This is a genomic window from Streptomyces sp. NPDC107528, assembly GCF_055639295.1.
Genome location: NZ_JBVKAV010000016.1, coordinates 214,314 through 240,065, shown reverse-complemented (window position 1 = coordinate 240,065; position 25,752 = coordinate 214,314). Strand labels below are relative to the sequence as shown.

Sequence of the window (25,752 nt, the reverse complement as noted above, 5' to 3'; positions counted from 1 at the left end):
CGTCTGTACGGCGGAGGCGGCCTGGTACCGGACGGTGACCGGTCGTTCAGTCGCCCCTGTGCCGGTGTCGTGACGTCCCGTTACGCGGGGCGGCGGGCCTCGTCCACGAGCAGGACGGGGATGTCGTCGCGGACGGGGTACGCCAGGCCGCAGCCCTGGCCGGTGCAGATCAGCTCGGCTTCCTGCTCCTTGAGGGGGGCGTGGCAGGCCGGGCAGGCGAGGATCTCCAGGAGGCCGGCTTCCAGCGGCATGAGGTGTCCCTTCTGGGCGGGTGGGTGTGGTGCGTGCGTGTGCGGATGTGCCTGGTCAGCGTACCGCCGGTGGGGGCGGGGTGCCGGGGTTGGGCGGCGGTGGGGTTGGCGGGGGTTGTTTCGCCCCCGCCGCCCCTACCCGTCCCGTCCTTGAAGGGGCTCAGCCCCTTCGACCCCGGCCCCCGGGGGGGCTGCCGCCCCCAGGCCCCCGCTGTCGGCCCTGAACGGGCCCCGTCCTCAAACGCCGGACGGGCTGAAATGCCTGGGCCGGCGCTGAGCAGTCCGCGCGCAGGCGCAGCCCTCGGCCTCAAACGCCGGACGGGCCGGATTGTGTGGGCCGGCGCCGAGAGGCACGCGGCCCTCGCCCCCACGTGCCAGCCCCTCAGCCTCTGATGATCGCCAACGCCTCGTCCCGCACCTTCGCCATCGTCGCCTCGTCCCGTGCCTCCGCGTTGAGGCGGAGCAGCGGCTCGGTGTTGGACGGGCGGACGTTGAACCACCAGTCGGCGGCCGTGACGGTCAGGCCGTCCAGTTCGTCGAGTTCCACGCCCTCTCGGGCCTCGTAGGCGGACTTGATGGCCGCGAGGCGGCCCGCCTGGTCGGCGACGGTGGAGTTGATCTCGCCGGAGCCGGCGTAGCGGTCGTACTGGGCGACCAGTCCGGACAGGGGGCCGTCCTGGCCGCCGAGGGCCGCCAGGACGTGCAGGGCGGCCAGCATGCCGGTGTCGGCGTTCCAGAAGTCCTTGAAGTAGTAGTGGGCGGAGTGCTCGCCGCCGAAGATCGCGCCGGTCGTGGCCATCTCGGCCTTGATGAAGGAGTGGCCGACGCGGGTGCGGACCGGCGTGCCGCCGTTCTCCTTGACGACCTCCGGGACCGACCAGGAGGTGATCAGGTTGTGGATGACCGTGCCCTTGCCGCCGTGCTTGGCGAGCTCGCGCGAGGCCACCAGGGCGGTGATGGCGGAGGGGGAGACGGGCCCGCCGTTCTCGTCGACGACGAAGCAGCGGTCGGCGTCGCCGTCGAAGGCGATGCCCAGGTCGGCGGACTCCTCGCGGACCCGCTTCTGGAGGTCCACGATGTTCGCCGGGTCCAGCGGGTTCGCCTCGTGGTTCGGGAACGTGCCGTCCAGCTCGAAGTACATCGGGACCACGTCCAGCGGGAGGCCCGCGAGCACGGTCGGCACGGTGTGGCCCCCCATGCCGTTGCCCGCGTCGACGACGACCTTCAGGGGGCGGATGGAGGTCAGGTCGACGAGGGAGCGCAGGTGAGCCGCGTAGTCCTCCAGCGTGTCCCGCTGGGTGATCACTCCCGTCCGGGCCGTCGGTGCCGGGGCGCCCGACTCGGACCAGCCCTCGACCAGTTCGCGGATCTCCGCGAGGCCGGTGTCCTGGCCGACCGGGGCCGCACCCGCGCGGCACATCTTGATGCCGTTGTACTGGGCCGGGTTGTGCGATGCCGTGAACATCGCGCCCGGGAGGTTCAGCGCTCCCGACGCGTAGTACAGCTGGTCGGTGGAGCACAGGCCGATCTCTGTGACGTCGACGCCCTGGGTCGCCGCCCCGCGCGCGAAGGCGCGGGACAGACCGGGGGACGAGGGCCGCATGTCGTGCCCGATCACGATCGCGCTCGCGCCGGTCACCCGCACGAAGGCGGCTCCGAAGAGCTCGGCCAGGGTCTCGTCCCACTGGTCCGGGACGACCCCGCGCACGTCGTACGCCTTCACGAGCTGTGACAAATCAGCAGCCACGGCCAACCCTCCTGAAAGTCCTGTCGGTCACCCCAAACTACCCGCCCGGACTGACACCGCGCTGGGTGACCGCCGAGTGGACCCCCAGCCGTAACCTCAGGTCAGCACGGAGGTCAGGGCAGCATCCAGCCCAGCACCGGTGAACTCTGGCCGACCACGATCAGGCACATCACCAGCAACAGGCCCAGACTCCACGGCAGCACGCGTCGCAGCAGGTCCCCCTCGCGGCCCGCGAGCCCCACGGCCGCGCACGCGATGGTGAGGTTCTGCGGCGAGATCATCTTGCCGAGCACACCACCTGAACTGTTGGCGGCGGCCAGGAGTTCCGGCGACAGCCCCGACTCCCGGGCAGCCGTCACCTGCAGTGCCCCGAACAGTGCGTTGGCCGAGGTGTCCGACCCGGACACGGCCACCCCGAACCAGCCAAGCACCGGCGACAGGAAGGCGAGCCCGGCGCCGGCCGCCGCCACGAAGTAGCCGATGGTGGCCGCCTGTCCGGAGAGGTTCATGACGTACGCGAGCGCCAGCACGGACGTCACGGTCAGGATGGCGAACCTCAACTCGTGCACGGTGGCGGCCCACTCCTTGACCGCCACGCGCGCGTGCACCCCCAGCACGACCGCCGTGCACAACCCGGCGAGCAGCACGAGCGTGCCGCCGGTGGACACGATCGGCCAGCTGAAGACATTGCCGCTGACCGGCTCGCCGTCCGGGTTCGCGACGTTCAGGAAGGGCCAGTCGAACGTCCGGGTCGCCCCGGCCAGCCAGTCCTTGACCACCGGAATCTGCGCGATGGAGAAGATCACGACGATCAACGCGTACGGCGCATAGGCCCGTACGACCTCGCGCCGCGGATCCTCCTCGTCCAGCTCCTCGCTCCGCGACCCGGTCAGCACGGACGTGCGTACGGCCTCGGTGGCGGGCACACGCGCGTGCGGTACGGCGACCAGGGCGCCCGCTCCGGCCAAGGCGGCGCCGATGTCGGCGAGTTGTGCGGAGACGTAGTTGGAGGCGGCGAACTGGGCGACGGCGAAGGCGATTCCGCACGCCAGCGCGGGCACCCAGGTCTCCCGCAGCCCGCGCCGCCCGTCCACGAGCCCGACCAGCACGAGCGGAACGACCAAGGCCAGCAGGGGTGTCTGACGTCCCACCACGGAAGCCACGTCGTCCAGTGGCAGTCCGGTGACCTGCGCCAGCGTCACGACGGGCGTTCCCATCGCGCCGAAGGCCACGGGCGCGGTGTTGGCGACCAGCGCGACGACCGCCGCACGCACCGGATCGAACCCGAGCGCCACCAGCATGACCGCAGAGATCGCGACGGGCGCCCCGAAGCCCGCCAGGGCCTCCAGCAGGGCCCCGAAACAGAAGGCGACGACGAGTGCCTGGATCCGGGGATCGTCGGAGAGCCGCCCGAACGACCTGCGCAGGATGTCGAAATGACGCGTGCGGACGGTCATCCGGTACACCCACAGGGCGTTGACGACGATCCACAGGATGGGGAAGAGCCCGAACAGCGCTCCCTGGGCGCCGCTGGAGAGCGTCTGCCCGAGCGGCATGCCGTACGCGAGCCAGGCGACCAGCACGGCCGCCAGCAGCCCTGTGAGGCCCGCCAGATGCGCCTTCATGCGGACCCCGCCCAGCAGGACGAGGACGATCACCAGCGGCAGGGCCGCCACGAGCGCGGACAGGCCGAGCGAGCCGGCGACGGGTTCCAGTTCCTGCACGTACACGGGCGCCTCCCCACATTCCGCCATACGGAAAGCGATTTCTCGTTCCGACATGCGGAATGGTCGTGTCCGCGCCAACGACACGTCAATGCTTGTGCATCACTCAACGAAACAAGCACACGAGAAACAGGAAATCCGACCGTCAGTTGTCGGGGGACCGCAGCACCCGTAGGTGCCCACGCCGCGCGACCTCCATCGGGTCGGCCCCACGGCCTCCGCCCCCGCCTGCCTGCGCCGCCCGCTCCTGCGGACGGGCCGCCTCACGCACCGCGTTGGCAAGCGCTTCCAGGTCATCACCGCTGGGACGGGCCGGAGCCGAACTGTCCAGCAGCCGCACAACCTCCCACCCGCGAGGTGCGGTGAGGCGCTCCGAGTGCTCGGCGCACAGGTCGTAACAGTGGGGTTCGGCGTAGGTGGCGAGCGGGCCGAGGACCGCGGTCGAGTCGGCGTAGACGTACGTCAGCGTCGCGACGGCGGGACGGCCGCAAGCGGTGCGCGAACAGCGACGTACAGGGCTCACGACGTTGGACGGTACCGCACTCTTGAGCGGGCCGCGACGACTCTCCCCCGGCTCACTCCACCGTGTCGTGTTGTGAAACACCCCACACGCCCCTTTCACCCCACCTCGCTGACCTGCACGGAAGCCCCACCCCAAGATCCCGCCCGCCACTGAAACCGGTCACCACTCACCACAAACCCCGTCATTTACCTCGCCATCGACGGTCTCGGAGGCATACGGAAACGAGCCCAACCTTGGCTGGAATGGTCATCTGCAGACATGCCGTACGAGCGGCCGGACGTCACCCCCACCATCCCATCGAGATCGGACAGGCACCGGCCACGAGGACTACCCTTCATCAGTGATGGACACCCCCGTACCGCCCCGCGCCGCCGGCCCCGGGCCCCGCCGTCGTGATCGCCACGGCCGGGGCATGCGCGGCCCGATCGCACCGCCCCAGGTCCCCCTCGCCGCGAGCCGCGCCGACGTCTTCGCCGACCTGGTCCAGGACTCCGTGGAACGCCTGGAACGCCGCTGGCCACAGCTGGCCGACATGGACTTCCTGGTCCTGGAGGTGCCCCGCCTGGACGGCCCCGGCCGAGCCTGGAACGACGAGGCGGTCCCCCTGGGCGGCACCATCCCCGCCCGCGAGGGCCGCCCGGCACGGGTCGTCATCTACCGCCGCCCGGTGGAGATCCGCACCAAGAGCCGCGACGAGCGAGCAGCCCTGGTTCACGAGGTGGTCGTAGAACAGGTAGCCGAGCTCCTGGGCCTCACACCGGAAACGGTGGACCCCCGCTACGGCGAGGACTGAACCCCACGAGAGATGCCCGCATGGCGCTGTTCGGACCGGTGGCCCCGCGTCGCCGCAGTCGACCACGGCGGCAAGGGGACGTCCGTGGAGTGTCCGCCCCCGCAGGCGCTGCGCGAACCCCCACCGAAACAGCCAGAGGCCGCCGCAGGCATCCCACAGCCCTACCTCTGCAGCACAGACAAGTCCTCGTCCGCCTCAGGCACAGCCACCATCCCCCGATCGTCCGGCAACGTCTGCACGGTGAACCCGGCGACCCCGTCCTCCGTGACCGCCAGCGTCCGGGACGCGTACACCGGCCCACCCGACACCGACTCCACAGTCAGCGCGTACGTGCCCTTCAGGCCGCTCGGCACCGGCACCTCCACGTCCTGAGTGGTGCCGGACTTGACCGAGTACGACTTCGACGCCGCAGCACCGCCCTCGCTGCCCGCCGAAGCCGTCACCTTGACCTCCGCGGCACCGAAGGGCGCCGTCACAGACAACGTCGTCCCCTTCGCCCGGTTGTCCACCACCGTCGCGCGCGTGCCCACCGCCCGGCTCGCCGGGATGAACGCCGTCTCCTGCTTGTCCCCCTTCCCACGGACCACCCGCACCGCCGCAACAACCGGCACCGATCGGTCCGTAGGAGTCAGCACCAGCGACCCCGCCTCGCCCTGCATCACGTCACCGAGATCCACCGCACTGGTCATCCCCGCCTTGACGTGCAACGTCTCGTTCCCGGCAGGTGTGATCAGCCCGGACGGTGAGGCAAGCCGCACCTTCAGATCCGCATCGGCGTCCCCCGGCGTGAAGGCGACCAGCCGCACGGAGGTGGCGTCCTTCGGAATGCCGGGCAGCACCAGACTCCCCGCGGGGTCGGCGGACGCCGCCAGCCAGTCCCCACCGAGCTTGTCGTCCAGCGCCTGCACCGAGGCCCCCACCCGACCGCTGCGCACACTCACATGCACGGTCATGTTGTCCTGCTTCTCACTGGTGAGCGTGGACAGCAGAATCGGCTCACCGGAGTGCGGCTGAACCGTGATCCCCTCCCCCACCGTCGTCTCGAGCGCACCGTCCTTGCCGTACAGCTCGATGTCGACGACGGCGGCGGAGTCGTCGGGGTTGGTCAGATGCACGTAGTCCGTGCGGTCGGGAGCGGTACTGGTCCCGGGGAACCAGAACTCGGTGTCCGGCGCGGTGCAGTTGACGCCTTGCAGACCACGCCCCGTGCCCGCGGCGACCTCGGTGGTCTCCTGCACGGTCCAGCCCGGCGCGAACTTCCCGTCGGCGGTCCCGATGAGCGCGGGCGAGTCGGCCCCGGACGCATCACCACTGACCGGCGTCCCCGGCTCCTTGCCCTTCAGAACCGGCTTGTCGGCCTTCCCGGCCTTCCCGGCGGCGTCGCCCTTCTCGCCCTTCTCGCCCTTGCCGTCCGCTGCGTCGCCCTTCTCCTGCGCCGCGGACTGCAGTTCGGCCTTCCCGTCACTCGCCGTCCCCTTGGTGACGGGCGTGAACGAGGTGTACGTCGTCTCGGCGAGGTCCGAGATACTCGGCGCCGGACACGCCAGGCTCGTACGCTCCACCGGCAGCTCGGCGGCCGCCTTGGCGGTGTTCGCATCGGACGCGTCCGGCGTGGTGAGCGCCGCGAGCCCGGTGACGGCGGCGAGGGCGGTGACGCCGGCGATCAGGGACAGGGTGGTGCGGTTCACTGCTGGCTCCCGTCGGGACGCTCACTGCCGTGCGGATGCTGCTGCGCCGGGTCGTACGTGCCGTCGTAACCCTGCTGGTACGTCTGGTCGTACGACGGGTCGTACGCCGCCGTGGGGGACTGCCCGCCGTACGCGTACGGGTCGTACTGGCCGCCCTGATACGGATCCGCCTGATACGCCTGGTCGTAGGTGCCGCCCGCCGGGTACTGCTGTCCGCCGTAGTTGCCGTACTCGGCGCCCGCGTAACCGGGCGTGTCCCACTCGCCGTAGGACTGCTGCTGGGGAATCGCCGCAGCCGGCGGCTCCGACGGAGGCGCCGGGAACTCGCCTTGCTGACCGGCCTCTTCGGCGTCGGCCTCGGCCTGGGCGCGCAACCGACGGGCCCGCCGCCCCTCGCCGGCCATGGCCTCGGCCGGGACGACCGGCTCCTCGGGCAGGTCGTCGTCGATGTCGCGGCGGCGTCCGGGAAGGGCCATCACCACGAGTACGAGGGCGAGGAAGCCCTGGGCCCACAGCCACGCGCTGTGGCCGATGGGGTCGTCGTAGGTGACGTCCAGCTTGCCGCCGCCGGCGGGCAGTTCGAAGCCCTGGGCCCAGCCGTCGACCGTGGTCGCGGTGAGCGGCTTGCCGTCCAGGGTGGCCGTCCAGCCGTCGTCGGCACTGTCGGCGAGCCGCAGGACCCGCCCCTCGGCGCCACTCGGAATCGTCGTGTGGATCTCAACGGGACCCGCGGCAACAGGCTGAGTCTCACCGGACCCGGAGCCGGCGGCGGCGATGGCCGCCCGCGACACCTGCCGGTCGATCCGCCACAGCGCACTGCCGTTCTGCTCGCTCAGCCGCGACAGTCCGGGCGTGGCGTCCAGCACGCGCGTGACCTCACGCGGTGCGCCCTTGTGGACGAGGACGTAGCGCACGGCGAACGCGCCGAGCTGGTCGGCCTGGTCGGCGCCGGAGCCGGCGACGAGGTTGGCGACGATCTTGTCGAGCTTGGTGTTCTCCCCGTCGGCGGCGGCGAGCTCGGCGTCGCCGAGGCGGGCGCCGGAGCCACGGACGAGCATGTAGCCGACGTGGGCGGAGGATTCGCTGTCCAGGACGAGGGTGCGGGCCTGGTCGCGGGTGCCGCTCTCCTCGGCGACGAACGCGGGCACCTGCACGGGGTCGCGCCGCTCCAGCGGTCCGTCGGCACCGCGGATCATCCAGCCGGCGGCGACGAGCAGGGGCCCCGCGGCCGCGGCGAAGGCGATCAGCGCGGCGACCGGCTGGCGCCAGCCGAAGCTCTGCTCGGCCACCCGCGCGCGTGCCCCGTCGGCGCCGAGCAGGGCGGCGGCCAGGAGGGCGATGCCGTAGACGAGGGTCGCAGGGCCGGCCCAGGTGGAGCTGTTGGACAGGACCGCGAAGACGAGGCCGACGAGGGCGACCGCCCAGGCCGTCCGGATCCCGAACTGGCGCTCGGAGCGCATCAGGGCGGCCAGCGCGGCCAGCACGATGCCGATGAGCATCAGCCCGTTGACCGTGCCGGGCCCGCCGGGGCTGGCGCCGAGCAGATCCAGGGCGGTGGCGGCGGAGGAGCCGTACTCCAGGCCGGCCTCCTGGAAGAAGCCGAACGGAAGCAGCGACAGCGACCAGGGCGCGAGGACCAGCAGGGGGACGCCGAGCTGGGCCAGGAAGCGCAGTCCGTACGCGGTGATGTCGGCGCGCCGCACTGCCAGCACCCCGAGCCCGAGGAGCAGGGCGATGGGCCACACGATCGGCGTGAAGGCCGTGGTGATCGTCAGCAGCAGTGCGTATGCCCAGGTCGCGCGCCAACTGCCGCGCGCGCCGGAGCCGTTCGTCAGGCCGCTCGCCGCGATGCCCGCGCGTGCGATGAGCGGCAGCAGGACGGCGAGGACGGCGGTGCCGATGCGGCCGCCGGCGAGTGCGCCGGTGACGGCGGGCAGGACGGCGTAGGCGACGGCGCCCCATGCGCGCAGGAGTCGCGACTCGACGAGCGGGCGGGAGGCGAAGTACGCGGTGAGGCCGGCCAGCGGCACCGAGCAGACGAGCAGGACGGTGACGGCGACACCGGTCGATCCCAGCAGCACCGAGGCGAGCATCGCCACGATCGCGAGGTACGGCGGCGCGGACGGGGTGCCGCCGGCGCCCACCGGGTGCCAGGCGTCCATGTAGTGCGACCACAGCTCACCGGAGTCGGCCGGGGCGGGCAGCAGGGCCCCGCCGGCGAGCGCGCCGCCGCCGAGGAGCTGCCGGCAGGCGATCAGCGAGACGAACAGCAGCACCAGGAAGAGCACCGGGCCCGGCTTGCGGGCGATGCGCTTGAGGCGGGCGAACTGCTCTATCTCCAGGAAGTCGGCGTCGTCGCCGCCGGGTCCGGACTCGATCGCGCTGCCATGCCGTCCGGCGCCGGAGGCCACCTCGGGGTCGGAGCGGCCGACGAGGCTGCTCGCGGCCTGTTCGACGGTGGCCCGCACGGTCGCGCCGGGCGGCGGGAACAGCGCCCGCAGCTCACCCTTGTCGATGACGGGACTCCCGCGCCTGCGCCGCCCGGCGATGATCCGCTCGGGGCGCAGCAGTGTGCCCATGAGGCCGCGGATCTCGTCGAGGGCCTGCCCGGGGACCTTGCCCACGAGGTAGGCGAGGGTCCGCAGGACCGTGCCGAGCAGGACCCGCAGCAGCACCCAGGGCAGCACGGCCGTACGTGTGTTGACGAGCAGGGTGTAGACGGCGCCCGCCTTGTCGACCTTGTGCGGGGAGGCGGCGGTGCGGCCCACGCAGTCGACGGTGCGACGCTCGCGGGAGGACGCCTCGGCGTGTCGTACGACCGCCTCGGGGGCGACGAGGACGCGGTGGCCGGCGGCCGTGGCGCGCCAGCACAGGTCGACGTCGTCACGCATCAGGGGCAGCCGTCGGTCGAAGCCGCCGAGCTGTTCGAAGACGTCGCGGCGGATCAGCATGCCGGCGGTGGACACGGAGAGCACGGGCCGGACGTGGTCGTGCTGGCCCTGGTCCTGTTCGCGGCGGTCGAGGCCGGTCCAGCGGCGGCCGGAGTTGGCGATGGTGACGCCGACCTCGAGGAGCTGCCTGCGGTCGTACCAGCCGCGCAGCTTGGGGCCCACGACGGCGACGTCGTCGCGGCCAAGCTCGTACTCGTTCTCCACGACGCGCAGCAGCTGGGCCAGGGCGTCGGGTTCGGGGGCGCAGTCGTCGTGCAGGAGCCACAGCCACTGCACTGGCTCCCCGTGGGGGAGTTCGGGCATGTCGTAGGCGTCGTCGCGCCATGTGCGCGTGACGGGGTCCCAGCCGCTCGGCCGCTTCAGATAGGCCAGCTCGTCCGGGGTAAGGACGGGGGCGCCGCGGTTGGCCTCCTCGACGGCCTGGCCGAATCCGGTGCGCCGGGCGAGGTGCAGTACGCGGTCGGCGCCGAGAGCGTCGGTGACCAGCTGGGCGGAGTGGTCCGCGCTGCCGGTGTCGGCAGCCACGGCGAACTGGACGGGGCGCTCTTGGCCGAGCAGCCCGGCGAGGGCGTCGGGCAGCCAGCGGGCGCCGTCGTGGGAGACGAGGACCGCGGTCACCACATGGCGCGGGAACTCAGGTGTGGCAGCGACGTCGTGGTGGGCTGCCGTGTGGCTGTGCACGGACATCGAGGTACGGGCCCCGGTTCGATGGACTGCGGTGGACGCCCGTGCCCCGTGGGGACAGTGCGGCGTCTCGGACGAGCGACCACACTATCGGCTGGGCATCACGGCGGCCCGCCGCCTGTGGATAACCCACCCGCGACGGGCCGTTCGAAACGTATTCGAGATGTATGTGCGTGCGTTGTGTACGTGCGACGGCCGGCGGTCGGGCGGCCGGGGCGACGCTCAGACGGCGGCCTTCTTCAGCCGGCGGCGCTCCCGCTCGGACAGGCCGCCCCAGATGCCGAAGCGCTCGTCATTGGCGAGGGCGTATTCGAGGCACTCCGAGCGGACCTCACAGGCGAGGCAGACCTTCTTGGCCTCACGGGTGGAGCCGCCCTTCTCGGGGAAGAAGGACTCGGGGTCGGTCTGGGCGCACAGCGCGCGCTCCTGCCAGCCGAGTTCCTCGTCCGCGTCGTCGACCAGCAGTTGCTGCACCAGCTCGGTCATGTGCGCCCCTCGTCTGTCTTTCGCGTCCCCGTGATGTAGCCGTTACCGATTCCGGCTGAACGACACGAGTGAAATTACAAGTGTGCTGCTCCGGGCGAGTCAAGCCGAGATCTGCTATTGAGCCCCTTATTCACTCTGCGGAACCAAGGCCTAGCGGAAAGTGTTCAAATCGGCATAAACCTTGACAAGCTGACGAGGCCCGGGAGGGCGTCCAATCCCGCTCAGAGCCTGTACGGAAAAGGACGCCCAGACGTTCGATCTCGTTGCACACACGCGCAGATGCGAACCGGATCACAGTCGGATCACAGGATCACAACGACGCCGCGCGCCCGGTTGTGCGCCATGTGTCCCGGCCGACCCATGAACAAACCTTTCGCCACGGAGATGAACCGGAAGAGGTGAAACATGTCCCACATAACGGGCGTCGAGTTGACACTGAAGGTGCGAACCGATGTCCTTGTGGGCATGCTCGCGAACTCGGCACTCACCTCGACCCGCACCGCCGGGTCCCACGGTGCTGCCCGCGCTCGCTGTAGCTGTTGCTGTCCCAGCTGTTGAGCCACACCTGCTCCAGCTGTAGGCCGAGCCACCCTCTTCTCGGCTCTCGTTCCCTCTGACCTTCCTTCACTGAGGAACCACCGCACCCCATGAACAGCGACAGCGACCTCCAGATCGCCGGCGACATCCTCGAAGTCCCGCACCTCCTCCAGACACCGCGCGAGCACCCGGCCACCGTCGCCGAGTTCGTCGGCCTGGCCCGCTCCATCGCCGCCGACCGCTCCCAGTGGGAGCACCTCGTCCGGTACGACGCGACGACGCGCTGGTACCACCGGCTGAGCACGGGCCCCGGCTACGAGGTGTGGCTGCTGTCATGGGTCCCCGGACAGGGCAGCGGCCTGCACGACCACGGCCGGTCCAGCGGCGTGCTGACCGTCCTCGAAGGCACCCTGACCGAGCGCACGGAGCGCGGCACGCGCGCGTTGGCGGCCGGCGCGCAGCGGGTGTTCGCGCCCGGATACGCACACGAGGTGGCGAACGACGCGCTGGAGCCGGCGGTGAGCCTGCACGTCTACTACCCGGGCCTGACGGAGATGCCGATGCACGCCGCCACAGCCTGCGAGGCGCGCACCGCGCCGCGTCCCGTGACTGCCTGACGCGTTGTCGTACCCGCCTGCAAGACTGCTCCCATGCGCATTGTGGTTCTGGCAGGCGGCATCGGTGGTGCCCGGTTCCTGCGCGGTCTGAAGCAGGCCGCGCCGGACGCGGACGTCACGGTCATCGGCAACACCGGGGACGACATCCACCTCTTCGGGCTGAAGGTCTGCCCGGACCTCGACACGGTGATGTACACGCTGGGCGGCGGCATCAACGAGGAGCAGGGCTGGGGGCGGGCCGACGAGACCTTCCATCTCAAGGAGGAGCTCGCGGCGTACGGCGTCGGGCCGGAGTGGTTCGGGCTCGGCGACCGGGACTTCGCCACGCACATCGTGCGGACGCAGATGATCGGCGCCGGATATCCGCTCAGCGCGGTGACAGAGGCGCTGTGCGACCGCTGGAAGCCGGGCGTCCGGCTCATCCCCATGACCGACGACCGCGTCGAGACGCACGTCGCGGTCGACCTGGACGGCGAACGCAGAGCCGTCCACTTCCAGGAGTACTGGGTGCGGCTGCGGGCTTCGGTGCCGGCCGAGGCGATCGTGCCGGTCGGCGCGGAACAGGCCAAACCGGCGCCCGGTGTCCTTGAGGCGATCGCCGACGCGGACGTCATCCTCTTCCCGCCGTCCAACCCGGTCGTCTCGGTCGGCACGATCCTCGCCGTGCCCGGCATCCGCGAGGCGATCGCCGACGCAGGCGTGCCGGTCGTGGGCCTCTCCCCCATCGTCGGGAACGCCCCCGTGCGCGGGATGGCCGACAAGGTGCTCGCGGCGGTCGGCGTCGAGTCGACGGCCTCGGCGGTCGCCGAGCACTACGGCTCGGGACTGCTGGACGGATGGCTCGTCGACACCGTGGACGCCGGCTCCGTCGAGCAGGTCGAGGCGGCCGGGATCCGCTGCCGGGCCGTACCGCTGATGATGAGCGACCTCGACGCGACCACGCAGATGGCCCGCGAGGCGCTGACGCTGGCCGAGGAGGTGCGAGCGGTTTGAGCGACGTGTCTGCCGACGGCTACCGCGTCTGGGCCGTCCCCGGCATGCCCGAGATTCAGCAGGGCGACGACCTCGCGAAGCTGATCGCCGCCGCCGCACCCGGTCTCGCCGACGGCGACGTGCTCCTGGTCACCTCGAAGATCGTGTCCAAGGCCGAGGGGCGGATCGTCGAGGCGACCGACCGGGAAGCCGCCATCGACGCGGAGACCGTACGGGTCGTGGCGCGCCGGGGCGCCCTGCGCATCGTCGAGAACCGGCAGGGGCTCGTGATGGCCGCCGCCGGGGTCGACGCCTCCAACACCCCCGCCGGAACCGTGCTGTTGCTGCCCGAGGACCCCGACGCGTCCGCGCGGGCGATCCGGGAAGGACTGCGGGACGCCCTCGGTGTCGACGTCGGGGTCGTCGTCACCGACACCTTCGGCCGCCCCTGGCGCACCGGGCTCACCGACGTGGCGATCGGAGCCGCGGGCATCCGCGTACTCGACGATCTGCGCGGTGGCACGGACGCGCACGGCAATCCGCTCAGCGCGACCGTCGTGGCGACGGCCGACGAACTCGCCGCCGCCGGTGACCTGGTGAAGGGCAAGGCCGCCGGGCTGCCCGTGGCCGTGGTGCGCGGGCTGGCGCACACGGTGGCCGAGGAGCACGGCGAGGGGGCGCGGGCCATGGTGCGCGGCGCGCGTGACGACATGTTCCGGCTGGGCACGTCGGAGGCGGTACGGGAGGCGGTGACCCAGCGCCGTACGGTACGGGCCTTCACGGACGAGCCGGTCGACGCCGGGGCCGTACGAAGAGCGGTCGCGGCGGCGGTCACGGCACCGGCGCCGCACCACACCACACCATGGCGGTTCGTGCTGCTGGAGTCGCGGGAGTCGCGGACGCGGCTGCTCGACGCGATGCGGGACGCCTGGATCGCCGACCTGCGGCGCGACGGCAAGAGCGAGGAGTCCATCACCAAGCGGGTGCGACGCGGGGACGTGCTGCGCAACGCGCCGTATCTCGTGGTGCCGTGCCTGGTCATGGACGGTTCGCACACCTACGGCGACGCGCGGCGGGACGCTGCGGAGCGGGAGATGTTCGTCGTCGCCACCGGGGCCGGGGTGCAGAACTTCCTGGTCGCGCTGGCCGCGGAGCGGCTGGGGTCGGCGTGGGTGTCGTCGACGATGTTCTGCCGGGATGTGGTGCGCGACGTGCTGGGGCTGCCGGAGGACTGGGATCCGATGGGGGCCGTGGCGGTGGGGCATGCGGCGGAGGAGCCGCGGCCAAGGGCGGAGCGGGATGCGGGGGCTTTCATCGCGGTGCGGTGATTCGCGCCGTACAGCGCCTACGCTCGTAGGGCCTCCCCATACCGGCATACCGACATACCCGGCATACGTAGTACCTACCGACACTCGTAGCCCCCTCCGGTTCCCCTAGGACTTCACTCGTGGCAGGACGCTTCACTCCGCAGTCCACGCGTACGACCGTGCGCGGCGGGCATGTCCCCGTGCCCTCGGGGATACCGCGTCAGGCGCCGGCCCCCGGGCGGGTGCGCACCTGGGTGCCGGAGTGGCCGCTCGATCTCGGGCTGGTGCTCGGGCCGCTGCGGCGCGGGCCCGGGGATCCGACGTTCCGGGCCATGCCGGACGGGTCGGTGTGGCGGGCCTGTCTCACCCCTGCCGGGCCCGGGACGCTGCGGGTCGGCGTGCGGGGTGCCGAGGTGCGGGGCGAGGCCTGGGGGCCGGGGGCCGAGTGGCTGCTGGAGCAGTTGCCCGAGCTGCTCGGGGCCGCCGACGATCCGTCCGCCTTCGTGCCGCGGCATCGGCTGGTGGCGCTCGCTCGGCATCGGCGGCCGGGGCTGCGGTTGACGCGGACCGGGCTGGTGCTGGAGTCGTTGATTCCGTCGATTCTGGAGCAGAAGGTCACCACCGACGAGGCGTATCGGGCGTGGCGGTTGCTGGTCCGGAAGTACGGGGTGGCGGCGCCGGGGCCCGCGCCCGGGCGGATGTGTGTCATGCCGGACGCGGCGACGTGGCGGATGATCCCGTCGTGGGAGTGGCATCGGGCCGGCGTCGACAACAAGCGGGCGTCGACGATTCTGCGGGCCGTACGGGTCGCCGCGCGGCTGGAGGAGGCCGTTCGGATGGCTCCGGCTGAGGCGCAGGCTCGGTTGGAGGTCGTGCCGGGGATCGGGCCGTGGACGTCCTCGGAGGTTGTGCAGCGCAGTCATGGGGCGGCGGATGCGGTGACCGTGGGGGATCTGCATCTGCCGGGGATCGTGGGGTTTGCGCTTGCCGGGGATCGGGATGCGGATGACTCCGTGATGCTGGAGTTGTTGGAGCCGTATGCGGGGCAGCGGCATCGGGCGGCTCGGTTGATTCTGTTGAGCGGGCGGGTGCCGGGGCGGCGGGCTCCGCGGATGCCGGTGGGGGACATCGGGCGGTTGTAGGGGCCGGCTCGCGCCGTGGTTTGCGGGGCGGGGTTTTCGCCTCCGCCGCCCCTACCCTTCCCGTCCTTGAAGGGGCTCAGCCCCTTCGACCCCGGACCTGGGGGCTGCTGCCCCAGACCCCCGCTATCGGCCCTGAACGGGCCTCGTCCTCAAACTCCCCCAGAGGGGGCACCCCCAGACGGGCTGAAAAGCCTGAGGGCCGGCGCCGAGAAGTGGCCGTCAGGCTTCGCCGGGTCTACAGGTCCGGCGAGAAACGTACCGACCCCGCCGGAATCCGAGCGTCGCACCACACCCGGACCCCGTCCCTCAGCTCATTGTCGGCACCGATCACCGCGCCGTCGCCGATGACCGTGCCTGTGAGGACCGAGCGCTGGCCTACGCGGGCGCGGGTGCCGATGAGGGAGTCGGTGATGATCGCGCCGGGTTCGATGACGGCGCCCGGAAGGATCGTGCTGCCGAAGACGCGCGCGCCCTCCGCCACGAAAGCGCCCTCGCCCACCACCGTGCCGCCGGTCAGCTTGGCGTCGGGGGCGACGCTGGCCGTGGGGAGGATCAGGCGGTCGCCGCAGCGGCCGGGGACCGCGGGGGACGGGGCCCGGCCCAGGACGAGGTCCGCCGAGCCGCGGACGAAGGCCGCGGGGGTGCCCAGGTCGAGCCAGTACGTCGAGTCGACCATGCCCTGGAGGTGGGCGCCGGCCGAGAGGAGGTCGGGGAACGTCTCGCGTTCGACCGAGACGGGGCGGCCCGCCGGGATCGTGTCGATGACCGAGCGGCGGAAGACGTACGCCCCCGCGTTGATCTGGTCGGTGACGATCTCCTCGGGGGTCTGCGGCTTCTCCAGGAACGCCGTCACCCGGCCCGTGTCGTCCGTCGGGACCAGGCCGTACGCCCTCGGATCCGTCACCTGTGTGAGGTGCAGGGAGACGTCCGCGCCCGTCGTCTCGTGCGTACGCACCAGGGCCCCGATGTCCAGGCCCGTCAGGATGTCACCGTTGAAGATGAGCACCGGGTCGTCGGGCGCGGAGTGGAGCCGGGAGGCCACGTTGCGGATCGCGCCGCCCGTGCCGAGGGGCTCCTCCTCCGTCACGTACTCCAGGTGGAGGCCTAGCGCCGAGCCGTCCCCGAAGTACGGTTCGAAGACCTCGGCCAGGTACGACGTCGCCAGGACGATGTGTTCGACGCCGGCCGCTCTCGCTCTCGCCAACTGGTGCGTGAGGAACGGGACCCCGGCCGCCGGGACCATGGGCTTCGGCGTGTGCACGGTGAGCGGACGCAGCCGAGTGCCCTTGCCACCGACCAGGAGGATCGCTTCTGTCACCTGTCGTCTCTGCTTCCTGCCGGGACCGGCCGAACTGTCTTTCGGCCGGCCAGTGTATGCAGACCGTTGTGCGACGCCCTCGACGGCCAGTGCGGCAGTGCGGCAGTCCGCCTCATGCCCCCGACGGCGGTGAATGCGATCCCGAGCTCCTGAACTCCGCGCTCTCTCAGCGCCCCTGGTAGCGGGCCGCCGAAGCGCGAGCGGAGCCGAGCTTGCTGTAGAGCTGCCGGCCGGGACATTCCGTGGAGAAGCCGTCCCGGTGGCCGGAGATCACATTCAGTCGTACGTTCTTTCCCTTTCGGTAGAGATTGCCACCGCCGGACTTCAGGTATGTCTTTCCGCGCGGATTGGCACCGTAGAGCCCCAGTTTCCAGGCCGTGAGCCGCGCCACGGCCTTCACCGAGGCTGCGGTCGGCTTGGTGACGCCGTAGCTGCCGAGGACGGCGATCCCCATGCTGTTGGTGTTGAAACCGCGAGTATGGGCACCCAGGACCGGCTTCGCCACTCCCCCGGCACGCCCCTCGTAGATGTTTCCGCACTTGTCGACGAGGAAGTTGTAGCCGACGTCACGCCAGCCCATGCTCACCACGTGGTAGCGGTAGATACCGCGAATGAGCGAGGGGACCTGCGAGCACGCATACTTGCTGCCGGAGGCCGTGTGGTGCACGAACGCCGCCTGCACCTTCTTCGTGTAGACGAAACTCCGCTCCCGCCAGCTCTCGTTCGCGCCCCAGCCGCGCCGCGTGACGATGCGCGGCCGTGGGCCGATGTACGGCTTCGCCCGCTGCTTCTGAGTCAACTCGGCACCGCGCAGCGCCAACAGCTCCCGCTCGGTGGCGGCCCGGCCGAGCTCGGCGATCTCGGCGGCGCCGACGGGCGCGAGGTCGGCGTTGGCGGCGGAGGCGGCCAGGGACTCGGCGGTCTCGAGGGTCTCGGGGTTGAGCGTTCCGGGACGCGGGGCGCCGGCCGTGTCGCCGCCCTGCGCGGGGGCCGGGTCGCCGGGGTCGACGAGTTCGAGGCGGAGGCCGTCGGGCAGCGTCGAGGCGGCCTCCGGGCGGGCTGTCGTGTCGTCACCACTGCCCGGTACGCCGTCCTCGGGCTTCTCCGAGGCCGTCTCGGGTTCCCCGGTCGGCGTGGGGCCGGCGGACCCGGTGTCCTCCGGAGTGACCCGTACCTCCACGCCGTCCGACTCCCCGACCCACAACGGCGCGGTGGAGCCGCGGACCCGGCCCGAGGTGGGTTCGTCGGTGCCGGGGTCGGCCGCGTGATCGGCGTTGTGGGTCTCGATGTCCTGCCAGCCGGACCAGGTGCCCGTGCCGACGGCGCGGGTACGGACCCGGACGCGGCCGTGCAGTTCCGCGTCCGGGTCGTCCCAGATGACGCCGACGAGGGAGAAGTGCCGTACGCCGCGGGGGGACAGGCCCTGTTCGGCGGGGGTACCGCTGGCTCGGTCACCGTCGAGGGGGGCGAGGGGCAGCGACTGGGTGCTGCCGGGGACGTACGACTCGCCGCCCGGCTGACGCACCGCCGACCCGGCCACCGGTCCTGCGCTCGTGGCGACTTCCGCTCCGAGCGCCGGTCTCGCGGTCGCCGCGACGGCAGGTGGGGTGAGCGGGAGGGCCAGAGCGGCCGCGCACGTGACACCGATTGAGGAAGCAAGGAATCCACGCATACCAATGATGTTGGACATAGTCACACAAACCTGTCCATTGGGGAGCTGACGGGGCGTCGGCATGCGATTCGTCCGAACCGGTGGCGGTCGGATGGCCCCGGCGGGGGGTGCGCGGGCGCGTGTCCGCGTACGCTTGCGCGGGTGAATGCCACCGATCGCACCCCTGCCGACCTGCTGCGTTCCGCGCTGGCCGCGGATCCGAGCCGCCCCCTGGTGACCTTCTACGACGACGCCACCGGGGAACGCGTCGAATTGTCCGTGGCCACGTTCGCCAATTGGGTGGCCAAGACCGCGAATCTGCTCCAGGGGGACCTGGGCGCCGGTCCGGGCGACCGCGTCACGCTCCTGCTGCCCGCCCACTGGCAGACGGCCGTCTGGCTGCTGGCCTGCTCGTCGGTCGGCGCGATCGCGGACGTGGGCGGGGATCCCGCGGCGGCCGACGTGGTCGTGAGCGGGCCGGAAGGGCTGGAGGCGGCGCGGGCATGCCGGGGGGAACGGGTCGCGTTGGCGCTACGGCCACTGGGGGGCCGCTTTCCGCAGCCGCCGGCCGGCTTCGCCGACTACGCGGTGGAGGTGCCGAGTCAGGGTGACCGTTTCGCGCCGTACGCTCCGGTTGATCCCGAGGATCCCGCGTTGATCGTGGCCGGGCGGGAGTTCAGCGGGGCCGAGGTCGTGGAGCGGGCGCAGGCCGAGGCGACGGGGTTGGGGCTTACGGGGCCGGGCTCTCGAATTCTCTCCGCTCTTCCGTACGACACCTGGGATGGGCTCAATGCCGGGCTGTACGCGGCGTTGGCGACCGGGGGGTCCGTGGTGCTGTGCCGGCATCTCGCATCCCTGGGCGAGGATGGCCTGGCCAAGCGCATCGAGGCCGAACGGGTGACGGCGACAGCGCGCTAGCCTTCGGCGATTCCGCGAGCCTCGTCCTCCGGCGCCGTGCCGACCCCCGAGGTTCCTCGCCCCCGCCGCCCCTACCCGTCCCACCCCCAGGGGCTCCGCCCCTTCGACCCGGCCAGGGGGCTCCGCCCCCTGGACCCCCATCGGCCTGAACGGCCTCGTCCGCAAACGCCGGACGGGCTGAATGATCCTGGCCGGCACCGAGCAGCACCGTCGCCACGGTGCGCAGCCCCCTACGGGTGGGCGGGGGCTAAGGACGGACGCCACCTCAAACACCGCACGGGCCGAAAGATCCCGGCCGGCACCGAGCAGCACCGTCACCACGGCACGCAGCCCCCTGCGGGTGGGCGGGGGCTAAGGACGGACGCCGCCTCAGACACCGCACGGGCCGAAAGATCCCGGCCTGCGCCGAGAAGGGCCGTCGCCACGGTGCGCAGCCCCCTACGGGTGGGCGGGGGCTAAGGACGGACGCCGCCTCAAACGCCGGACGGGCTGAATGATCCTGGCCGGCACCGAGCAGCACCATCACCACGGTACGCACCCCCCCCGGGTGGGCGGGCGCTAAGGACGGACGCCGCCTCAAACACCGCACGGGCCGCAAGATCCCGGCCTGCGCCGAGAAGGGCCGTCGCCACGGTGCGCAGCCCCCTGCGGGACGGTGGCGGTCTCATACGGCGGACGGGCTGATTGACCAAGGTCGGCACCGAAAAGCACCCCCCGGCACCCGTGTCTCCCCCCTGCGAGTAGGCGGGAGTCAGGACCTTCACCGAGAAGGACCGTCGACACCACGGCACACCCACGCCGGCAGACGCCGTACGTACCCGCGCGCAACCCCCACCGGCGTCGACCGCGCACCCCCGCGGCGCAGCAGTCGCCCACGGCGGGAGGGGGACGCGCCCGGGGGGTGTCCGCCCGCAGTGGCCGGCGTCAAGAAACGAAGACCTCTCTGCCCGACCCCGGCCGCCGGTCCGAGGACGGACACTCCCGGCGCAGCCCCGACCCACCCACCGCACCGCAGGCGCTACGCGAACCCCCACCCACCCCGCACAGGCCGCCGCAGGCACCCCGCCCAACCGCCGGAGGCAACCGTCACCCATTCAGCCCCCCACCACCCGCCCTCCACCCCCATCCAAGCCACGGTGGTAACAGCAGCCCACACCGCACGCACCACGCACTGAGGGGTGGACCCAGCCGTGACCGACTCCGCACGCGCGCGCCCCGGGGCCTCGGGCAGTAAGGCGGGCAGGGACAAGCGGTCCGTGCGGCGGTGGGTGCGGCGGGGAGCCCTTGCGGTCGGGCTGGTGGTCATCGCCGCCGGTGGGGCCGGGTGGGCCGTCTACGCCAAGCTCGACTCCAACATCACGCCCGACGAGGCCGCCGCAGCGGAACTCGCCCGGTACGAGAAAGAGCGCCCCACCGCAGGCGTCAGCGGCGCCCAGAACATCCTGCTCATCGGGTCGGACTCGAGGGCGGGCCAGGGAAACCGCCGCTACGGACGCGACTCCGGCACCGAGCGCTCCGACACCACCATCCTGCTGCACATCTCCGGCAAGCGCCGCAGCGCCACCGCCGTCTCGATACCCCGCGACCTGATGGTCGACGTCCCCGGCTGCCGGAAGTCCAACGGCTCCCGCAGCGAGCCCATGTTCGCGATGTTCAACTATGCCTTCCAGATGGGCGGTTCGGCCTGCACCATCCGCACCGTGGAGCGGATGACCGACATCAGGGTCGATCACCACATGGTCGTCGACTTCCACGGCTTCAAGGAGATGGTCGAGGCCGTCGACGGCGTGGAGATCTGCCTCAGCAAGCCCATCAACGACAAGGCCGCCAAGCTGAGACTCCCGGCCGGCAAGGTCACCCTCAACGGCGAGCAGGCCCTCGGCTACGTCCGCGCCCGCAAGACCCTCGGCGACGGCAGCGACACCGACCGCATGGACCGCCAGCAGCGCTTCCTCGCCGCGCTCGTGCACAAGGTGCAGAGCAACGACGTACTGCTGAATCCGGTCCGCCTCTACCCGGTGCTGGACGCCGCCACGTCCTCCCTCACCACGGACCCGGCCCTGGCCAGCTTGCGCGGTTTGTACGAACTCGCTCGCGAGGTGCGCGACATCCCCACCGAACGCGTGCAATTCCTCACGGTCCCGAGGGAGTCGTACATCTACAACGCCAATCGCGACCAACTCGTGGAACCCGAGGCCGAGCGACTATTCGAGCGACTGCGCCTCGACGCCCCGGTGGAAGTCGTGAATTCGCCCGAAACGTCCCAGGGGTCCGAGCCCTCGGACGACGCCTCCCCGGCACCCACCTTCCGCGGCAACACCGCCGCCCAGAACCCCTGCGGGTAAAGCGCTCACCAAGTCGACGAACCTTAGTTCAAAGAAATGAGCCGGATTGCCCAGTTGTAGGGACGTGGAATTTGTCACCGTCGTCGCTCGACGCTGAACTGGACGGATAGTGTGAGCGATCCGGTGCGCCCGGCCGTAGTTAGGCTTGCGCACTGTTTGACCGAGACCCGAGCGCCTTGGAGGGGTAGGCGCCGCGTGGCCCCGACGGAGGATTCTGACAACCGTGGACGCGCAAGGCCGTGGGCGGGCGGACGACATCGATCCCGCAGACCAGTGGGTGCTCAATCCGAATACCGGCGAATACGAACTGCGACTGGCTCCTTCCGCACCGCAGTCGTCGGTACCCGGACCACGTAGATCCGCCTCCCGGGCAGGAGCGGCATCCCGGGCCGGCGGCAAGACCGCCGGGGGCACGACAGCCGGGAGTGCGACAGCAGCGGGTGCGGGTGGCGGCGCGGGCGCCGGAGGTGCCGTACGCAATCGCACCGCCGCCCCCGCCCGCGAGACGCGTCCCGCGCCGGGCCGTGAGGTCCCGTCGCAGCGCAGGCGCAGGGGGGCGCCCGAGGAGCCGCCGGGCCGGCGTGGCCGGCGGCCGGTGAAGAAGAACAAGGCGAAGCGGGCCCTGCTCTGGACCGGCGGAATCACCGCGTTCGTGGTGGTCGCCGCCGCCGCGGGCGCGTATCTCTACATCGAGCACCTCAACGACAACATCCAGTCCGTCTCCGACGACGGCGCGAGCACCGGTGGCTTCTCGAAGGACAAGGCCATCAACATCCTGCTCATCGGCACGGACAAGCGCACGGGCGCGGGCAACGACAAGTACGGCGACTCCGGCAGCGCCGGGCACGCCGACACCACGATCCTGCTGCACGTCTCCAAGGACCGCTCGAACGCGACCGCGCTGAGCATCCCGCGTGACCTGATCGTCGACATCCCGGACTGCCCGACCACTCAGGAGGACGGCTCCTCGAAGGTCATCGCGGGCGAGACCGGTGTCCGGTTCAACACCAGCCTCGGCCAGGAGGGCCGCACGCCCAGCTGCACCGTGCGGACGGTCACCGAGCTGACCGGAATCCAGGCGGACAACTTCATGGTGGCCGACTTCAACGCCGTGAAGACGCTGACGTCGGCGGTCGGCGGCGTCGAGGTGTGCCTCGCCAAGGACATCAACGACCCCGACTCCAAGCTCGACCTCCCCAAGGGCGAGCATGTGATCGAGGGCGAGCAGGCGCTGGCCTTCGTCCGCACCCGGCATGCCGTCGGCACCGGCGGCGACCTGAGCCGGATCGGCCTCCAGCAGCAGTTCCTCAGCGCGCTGATGCGCAAGCTGAAGTCGAACGACACCCTCACCAGCCCGTCGAAGATGATCAAGCTGGCCGAGGCGGGCACCAAGGCGCTCACCGTCGACTCGGCACTCGACACCATCGACAAGCTGAAGGACCTCGGCCTTGAGCTCGGCAAGCTCAACACCAAGAACCTGACCTTCACGACGGTTCCGGTGATAGACAACCCGACGGAGAAGGTCCGGGCGACGGTCGTCCCCAACCCGACCACGGCTCCCCAGGTCTTCCAGGCGATCCAGAACGACGTCTCCTTCACCGCGGTCAAGGAGCAGAAGAAGAAGGAAGCCGCCGCCGTGGCCGCCCGGCTCAAGGGCACCAAGGCCGACCCCGCAGATGTGCGGGTGCAGGTCTACAACGGCGGGGCCCCCGCGGGCAGCGCCCAGGAGACCCTCACCTGGCTGCAGACCGAGGAGGGCGTGGAGAAGTCCGAGAACGCGGGCAACGCCCCGGAGCCGCTGTCGAAGACGACGCTGGAGTACGCGCCGGACCAGGCGGACCAGGCACGTTCACTCGCCGCGATCATGGGGCTTTCCGGGTCCGCGTTGAAGCCCGGCAAGAGCGTGACCAACTCCCAGGGCCTGCCCACGATGACGCTGACGCTGGGCAAGGACTTCAAGGGTGCCGGCGTGTCGCTCACGGCTCCGAGCAAGGCACCCGATGTGGAGAAGTCCACGGCCGACAAGGTGGAGTGCGCGAAGTAGTCCCTCAACGGGCCCGTCCGGCCGTCTGTTGACGTGCGGCGGGCTCGTTCCGCTCGGAAGCCCCGGCAGGGCATCCGTGGCCCCCGCATCTGCGGTGCCGCACCACGGCATGCAATTTCCGGTACGGAATCTGCGGTACGGAAGCTCCGGTACGGAAACTCGGGCTGGGAACGCAACTGTGGCCGACTCTCGTTGGTCTGACACAGGACGTGGTTGTGTCAGGCGGCGTTGGCCAGACACACCACGCGGCCGTGCCGAGCGTGGATTTTGCCGACACGTGGCCAACCGGGCTCGGGCCCACAGGGGTCTGACAGGTTGCGAACCGACGTCGGACAGGGTGGTCCGACATGGTTCGCTCCACACCGGACAGGGAGGTCCGGCGCGGGGCGGAGCTGTGTCGGGCAAAGGGTGGGGAAGGGCAGACAGTTGGCGCAGAGCAGTGTGCGAGGGGCGGCCCCCGCGGTGGAGGACACCATGTCCCTCACACCGCAGGCCGACCAGGACACGCCGGCCGACCAGGGCGGCCGGCACGGTGGCGGGGGTTCCAGGGGCGGCCGTGGGAGCGACGGCAGACCCCGCAAACGGCGCGTGCTGCGCTGGTCGGCGACGGTTCTGGCGGTAGTGATACTGGGCACCGCGGGTGCCGGGTATCTCTACTACCAGCACCTCAACGGCAACCTGAAGAAGGACGACCTCAACATCGGCGACGCCAAGGACCGCGCTGCCGAGACCGAGGCGAACGCGGCCGGTCAGACGCCGCTGAACATCCTGCTGATCGGCTCGGACGCCCGGGACAGCAAGGAGAACCAGAAGCTCGGCGGCGCCAAGGAGACCTTCGGCGGCACGCCCCTCGCCGACGTCCAGATGCTGCTGCACGTCTCGGCCGACCGCACCAACATGTCGGTGGTCAGCATGCCCCGCGACACGCTGGTGGACATCCCGAAGTGCACGGACCCGGACAGCGGGGACGTCTACCAGGCCCGCCGGCGCGCGATGACGAACCAGTCGCTCGGCCGCGGTGGCCCGGGGTGCACGGTGGCGACGTGGGAGAAGCTGACCGACATCCACATCGACCACTTCATGATGATCGACTTCTCCGGCGTGGTGTCCATGGCGGACGCCATCGGCGGCGTCCCCGTCTGTGTGAACGCCAACATCCACTCCAAGGACAGCCAGGGACACGGCTCCGGGCTGAAGCTGGAGAAGGGCACGACGTACGTCAAGGGCGAGCAGGCCCTGCAGTGGCTGCGCACCCGGTACGGCTTCGAGGACGGCAGCGACCTGGCCCGTGCCAAGGCGCAGCACCAGTACATGAACTCGATGGTCCGCGAGCTGCGCAAGAACGCCAAGCTGAGCAACCCGGGCAAGCTGCGCGCCCTTGCCGAGGCGGCCACCAACGCGCTGACCGTCGACCCGGGCCTGGGCACGGTGGCCAAGCTCTACGACCTGGCCGGCGAGCTCAAGAAGGTGCCGACCTCGCGCATCACCATGACGACGATGCCCAACCGCTACGTCGGTTCGCGCGTCGAGCCCACCGAGGACGCGACCAAGCTGTTCCGCCTGGTGCGTGAGGACATCGCCCTCGACGGCAAGGACAAGAAGAAGGCCACCGAGGAGAAGACCTCCACCGATCCGGCCGCGGCGGACGACGAGATCGCCGTGCAGGTGCAGAACGGCACCCGCACCGACATCCTCGCCCCGGCCCAGGGCCGAGCCACCACCGTCGCCGGGCTGCTCGTCGACGAGGGCTTCACGCAGGCCGTTGCGGACTCCTCGACCACGCCGATCGCGGACACGACCCTCGTCCGTTACCCGAGCGCCGACCTGGAGGGCGACGCCCTGCGGCTCGCCAAAGCCCTCGGCATCCCGGCCGACGCGGTCGAGAGGTCCACGGACGTCTCGGGCGTCACCCTCGTCGTCGGCGCGGACTGGCGGGAGGGGACGGCGTACAAGGCCCCGAAGCAGGACGACAGGACGCCGGACACGGCGGAGGCGCTGAACGCCTCCGACACCAAGGCCTGTATGAAGGTGGACCCGGACTTCACGTGGTGACC

At 71.2% G+C, this 25,752-nt stretch carries 18 protein-coding genes; 9 read left to right on the top strand and 9 right to left on the bottom strand.

Annotated features, from left to right (window positions below):
• Positions 1–80 precede the first annotated feature (80 nt).
• The 4 genes from ACZ7L5_RS40625 to ACZ7L5_RS40610 all read right to left on the bottom strand — a co-directional run bounded on the left by ACZ7L5_RS40625 (position 81) and on the right by ACZ7L5_RS40610 (position 4,245).
• Positions 81–251, bottom strand: coding sequence for a Trm112 family protein (locus ACZ7L5_RS40625; protein ID WP_328881231.1), 171 nt, complete (start codon positions 249–251; stop codon positions 81–83).
• 382 nt (positions 252–633) lie between these two features.
• Positions 634–1,998, bottom strand: coding sequence for a phosphomannomutase/phosphoglucomutase (locus ACZ7L5_RS40620; RefSeq protein ID WP_363043965.1), 1,365 nt, complete (start codon positions 1,996–1,998; stop codon positions 634–636).
• Positions 1,999–2,111: 113 nt separating this feature from the next.
• Positions 2,112–3,728 (bottom strand): L-lactate permease, encoded by a 1,617-nt coding sequence (locus ACZ7L5_RS40615; protein ID WP_471523585.1) that lies wholly within the window; start codon positions 3,726–3,728, stop codon positions 2,112–2,114.
• Between the two features lie 139 nt (positions 3,729–3,867).
• On the bottom strand, positions 3,868–4,245 hold the full coding sequence (locus ACZ7L5_RS40610) for a DUF3499 domain-containing protein (RefSeq protein ID WP_256333189.1): 378 nt from the start codon (positions 4,243–4,245) through the stop codon (positions 3,868–3,870).
• A 343-nt stretch (positions 4,246–4,588) separates the two neighbouring features.
• On the opposite strand from ACZ7L5_RS40610, the gene ACZ7L5_RS40605 reads away from it, so the two are divergent.
• A complete protein-coding gene (locus ACZ7L5_RS40605) occupies positions 4,589–5,038 on the top strand; it encodes a metallopeptidase family protein (RefSeq protein WP_362384847.1) in 450 nt (149 codons plus the stop codon).
• Positions 5,039–5,199: 161 nt separating this feature from the next.
• On the opposite strand, the gene ACZ7L5_RS40600 is transcribed toward ACZ7L5_RS40605, so the two are convergent.
• From ACZ7L5_RS40600 to ACZ7L5_RS40590, 3 genes are all read right to left on the bottom strand, one after another.
• The gene (locus tag ACZ7L5_RS40600) at positions 5,200–6,726 is read right to left on the bottom strand and encodes a DUF5719 family protein (protein WP_471523583.1); all 1,527 of its coding nucleotides are present in this window, start codon (positions 6,724–6,726) and stop codon (positions 5,200–5,202) included.
• Positions 6,723–10,364, bottom strand: coding sequence for a glycosyltransferase family 2 protein (locus tag ACZ7L5_RS40595; RefSeq protein WP_471523581.1), 3,642 nt, complete (start codon positions 10,362–10,364; stop codon positions 6,723–6,725). The genes ACZ7L5_RS40600 and ACZ7L5_RS40595 overlap by 4 nt, the downstream gene beginning before the upstream one ends.
• 219 nt (positions 10,365–10,583) lie before the next feature.
• Entirely contained in the window at positions 10,584–10,847 is a 264-nt protein-coding gene (locus ACZ7L5_RS40590) for a WhiB family transcriptional regulator (protein WP_003975777.1), read from the bottom strand.
• A 647-nt stretch (positions 10,848–11,494) separates the two neighbouring features.
• Between ACZ7L5_RS40590 and ACZ7L5_RS40585 the strand changes: the two genes are divergently transcribed.
• From ACZ7L5_RS40585 to ACZ7L5_RS40570, 4 genes are all read left to right on the top strand, one after another.
• Positions 11,495–12,001 (top strand): cysteine dioxygenase, encoded by a 507-nt coding sequence (locus ACZ7L5_RS40585; protein WP_328881226.1) that lies wholly within the window; start codon positions 11,495–11,497, stop codon positions 11,999–12,001.
• A gap of 33 nt (positions 12,002–12,034) precedes the next feature.
• Positions 12,035–12,994, top strand: a complete 960-nt coding sequence (cofD, locus tag ACZ7L5_RS40580; protein ID WP_471523579.1) for a 2-phospho-L-lactate transferase — start codon at positions 12,035–12,037, stop codon at positions 12,992–12,994.
• 5 nt (positions 12,995–12,999) lie between these two features.
• Complete coding sequence (locus tag ACZ7L5_RS40575) at positions 13,000–14,301, top strand: coenzyme F420-0:L-glutamate ligase (protein WP_471523617.1); 1,302 nt, start codon at positions 13,000–13,002, stop codon at positions 14,299–14,301.
• A gap of 119 nt (positions 14,302–14,420) precedes the next feature.
• On the top strand, positions 14,421–15,422 hold the full coding sequence (locus tag ACZ7L5_RS40570) for a DNA-3-methyladenine glycosylase family protein (RefSeq protein WP_328881223.1): 1,002 nt from the start codon (positions 14,421–14,423) through the stop codon (positions 15,420–15,422).
• A gap of 235 nt (positions 15,423–15,657) precedes the next feature.
• Here ACZ7L5_RS40570 and manB read toward each other — a convergent pair whose 3' ends face one another.
• Positions 15,658–16,740: a mannose-1-phosphate guanylyltransferase gene (gene manB / locus ACZ7L5_RS40565; RefSeq protein WP_328881222.1), complete on the bottom strand. Its 1,083-nt coding sequence runs from the start codon at positions 16,738–16,740 to the stop codon at positions 15,658–15,660.
• Between the two features lie 166 nt (positions 16,741–16,906).
• Positions 16,907–18,412, bottom strand: coding sequence for a peptidoglycan recognition protein family protein (locus ACZ7L5_RS40560; protein ID WP_471523577.1), 1,506 nt, complete (start codon positions 18,410–18,412; stop codon positions 16,907–16,909).
• A gap of 141 nt (positions 18,413–18,553) precedes the next feature.
• Here ACZ7L5_RS40560 and ACZ7L5_RS40555 point away from each other — a divergent pair, with 141 nt between their 5' ends.
• The 4 genes from ACZ7L5_RS40555 to ACZ7L5_RS40540 all read left to right on the top strand — a co-directional run bounded on the left by ACZ7L5_RS40555 (position 18,554) and on the right by ACZ7L5_RS40540 (position 25,750).
• The gene (locus tag ACZ7L5_RS40555; protein WP_471523575.1) at positions 18,554–19,309 is read left to right on the top strand and encodes a TIGR03089 family protein; all 756 of its coding nucleotides are present in this window, start codon (positions 18,554–18,556) and stop codon (positions 19,307–19,309) included.
• A 1,190-nt stretch (positions 19,310–20,499) separates the two neighbouring features.
• Positions 20,500–21,654, top strand: coding sequence for an LCP family protein (locus ACZ7L5_RS40550; RefSeq protein WP_471523573.1), 1,155 nt, complete (start codon positions 20,500–20,502; stop codon positions 21,652–21,654).
• A 223-nt stretch (positions 21,655–21,877) separates the two neighbouring features.
• Complete coding sequence (locus tag ACZ7L5_RS40545; protein WP_471523571.1) at positions 21,878–23,698, top strand: LCP family protein; 1,821 nt, start codon at positions 21,878–21,880, stop codon at positions 23,696–23,698.
• Between the two features lie 474 nt (positions 23,699–24,172).
• The gene (locus tag ACZ7L5_RS40540) at positions 24,173–25,750 is read left to right on the top strand and encodes an LCP family protein (protein ID WP_471523569.1); all 1,578 of its coding nucleotides are present in this window, start codon (positions 24,173–24,175) and stop codon (positions 25,748–25,750) included.
• The last annotated feature ends 2 nt before the right edge of the window (positions 25,751–25,752 follow it).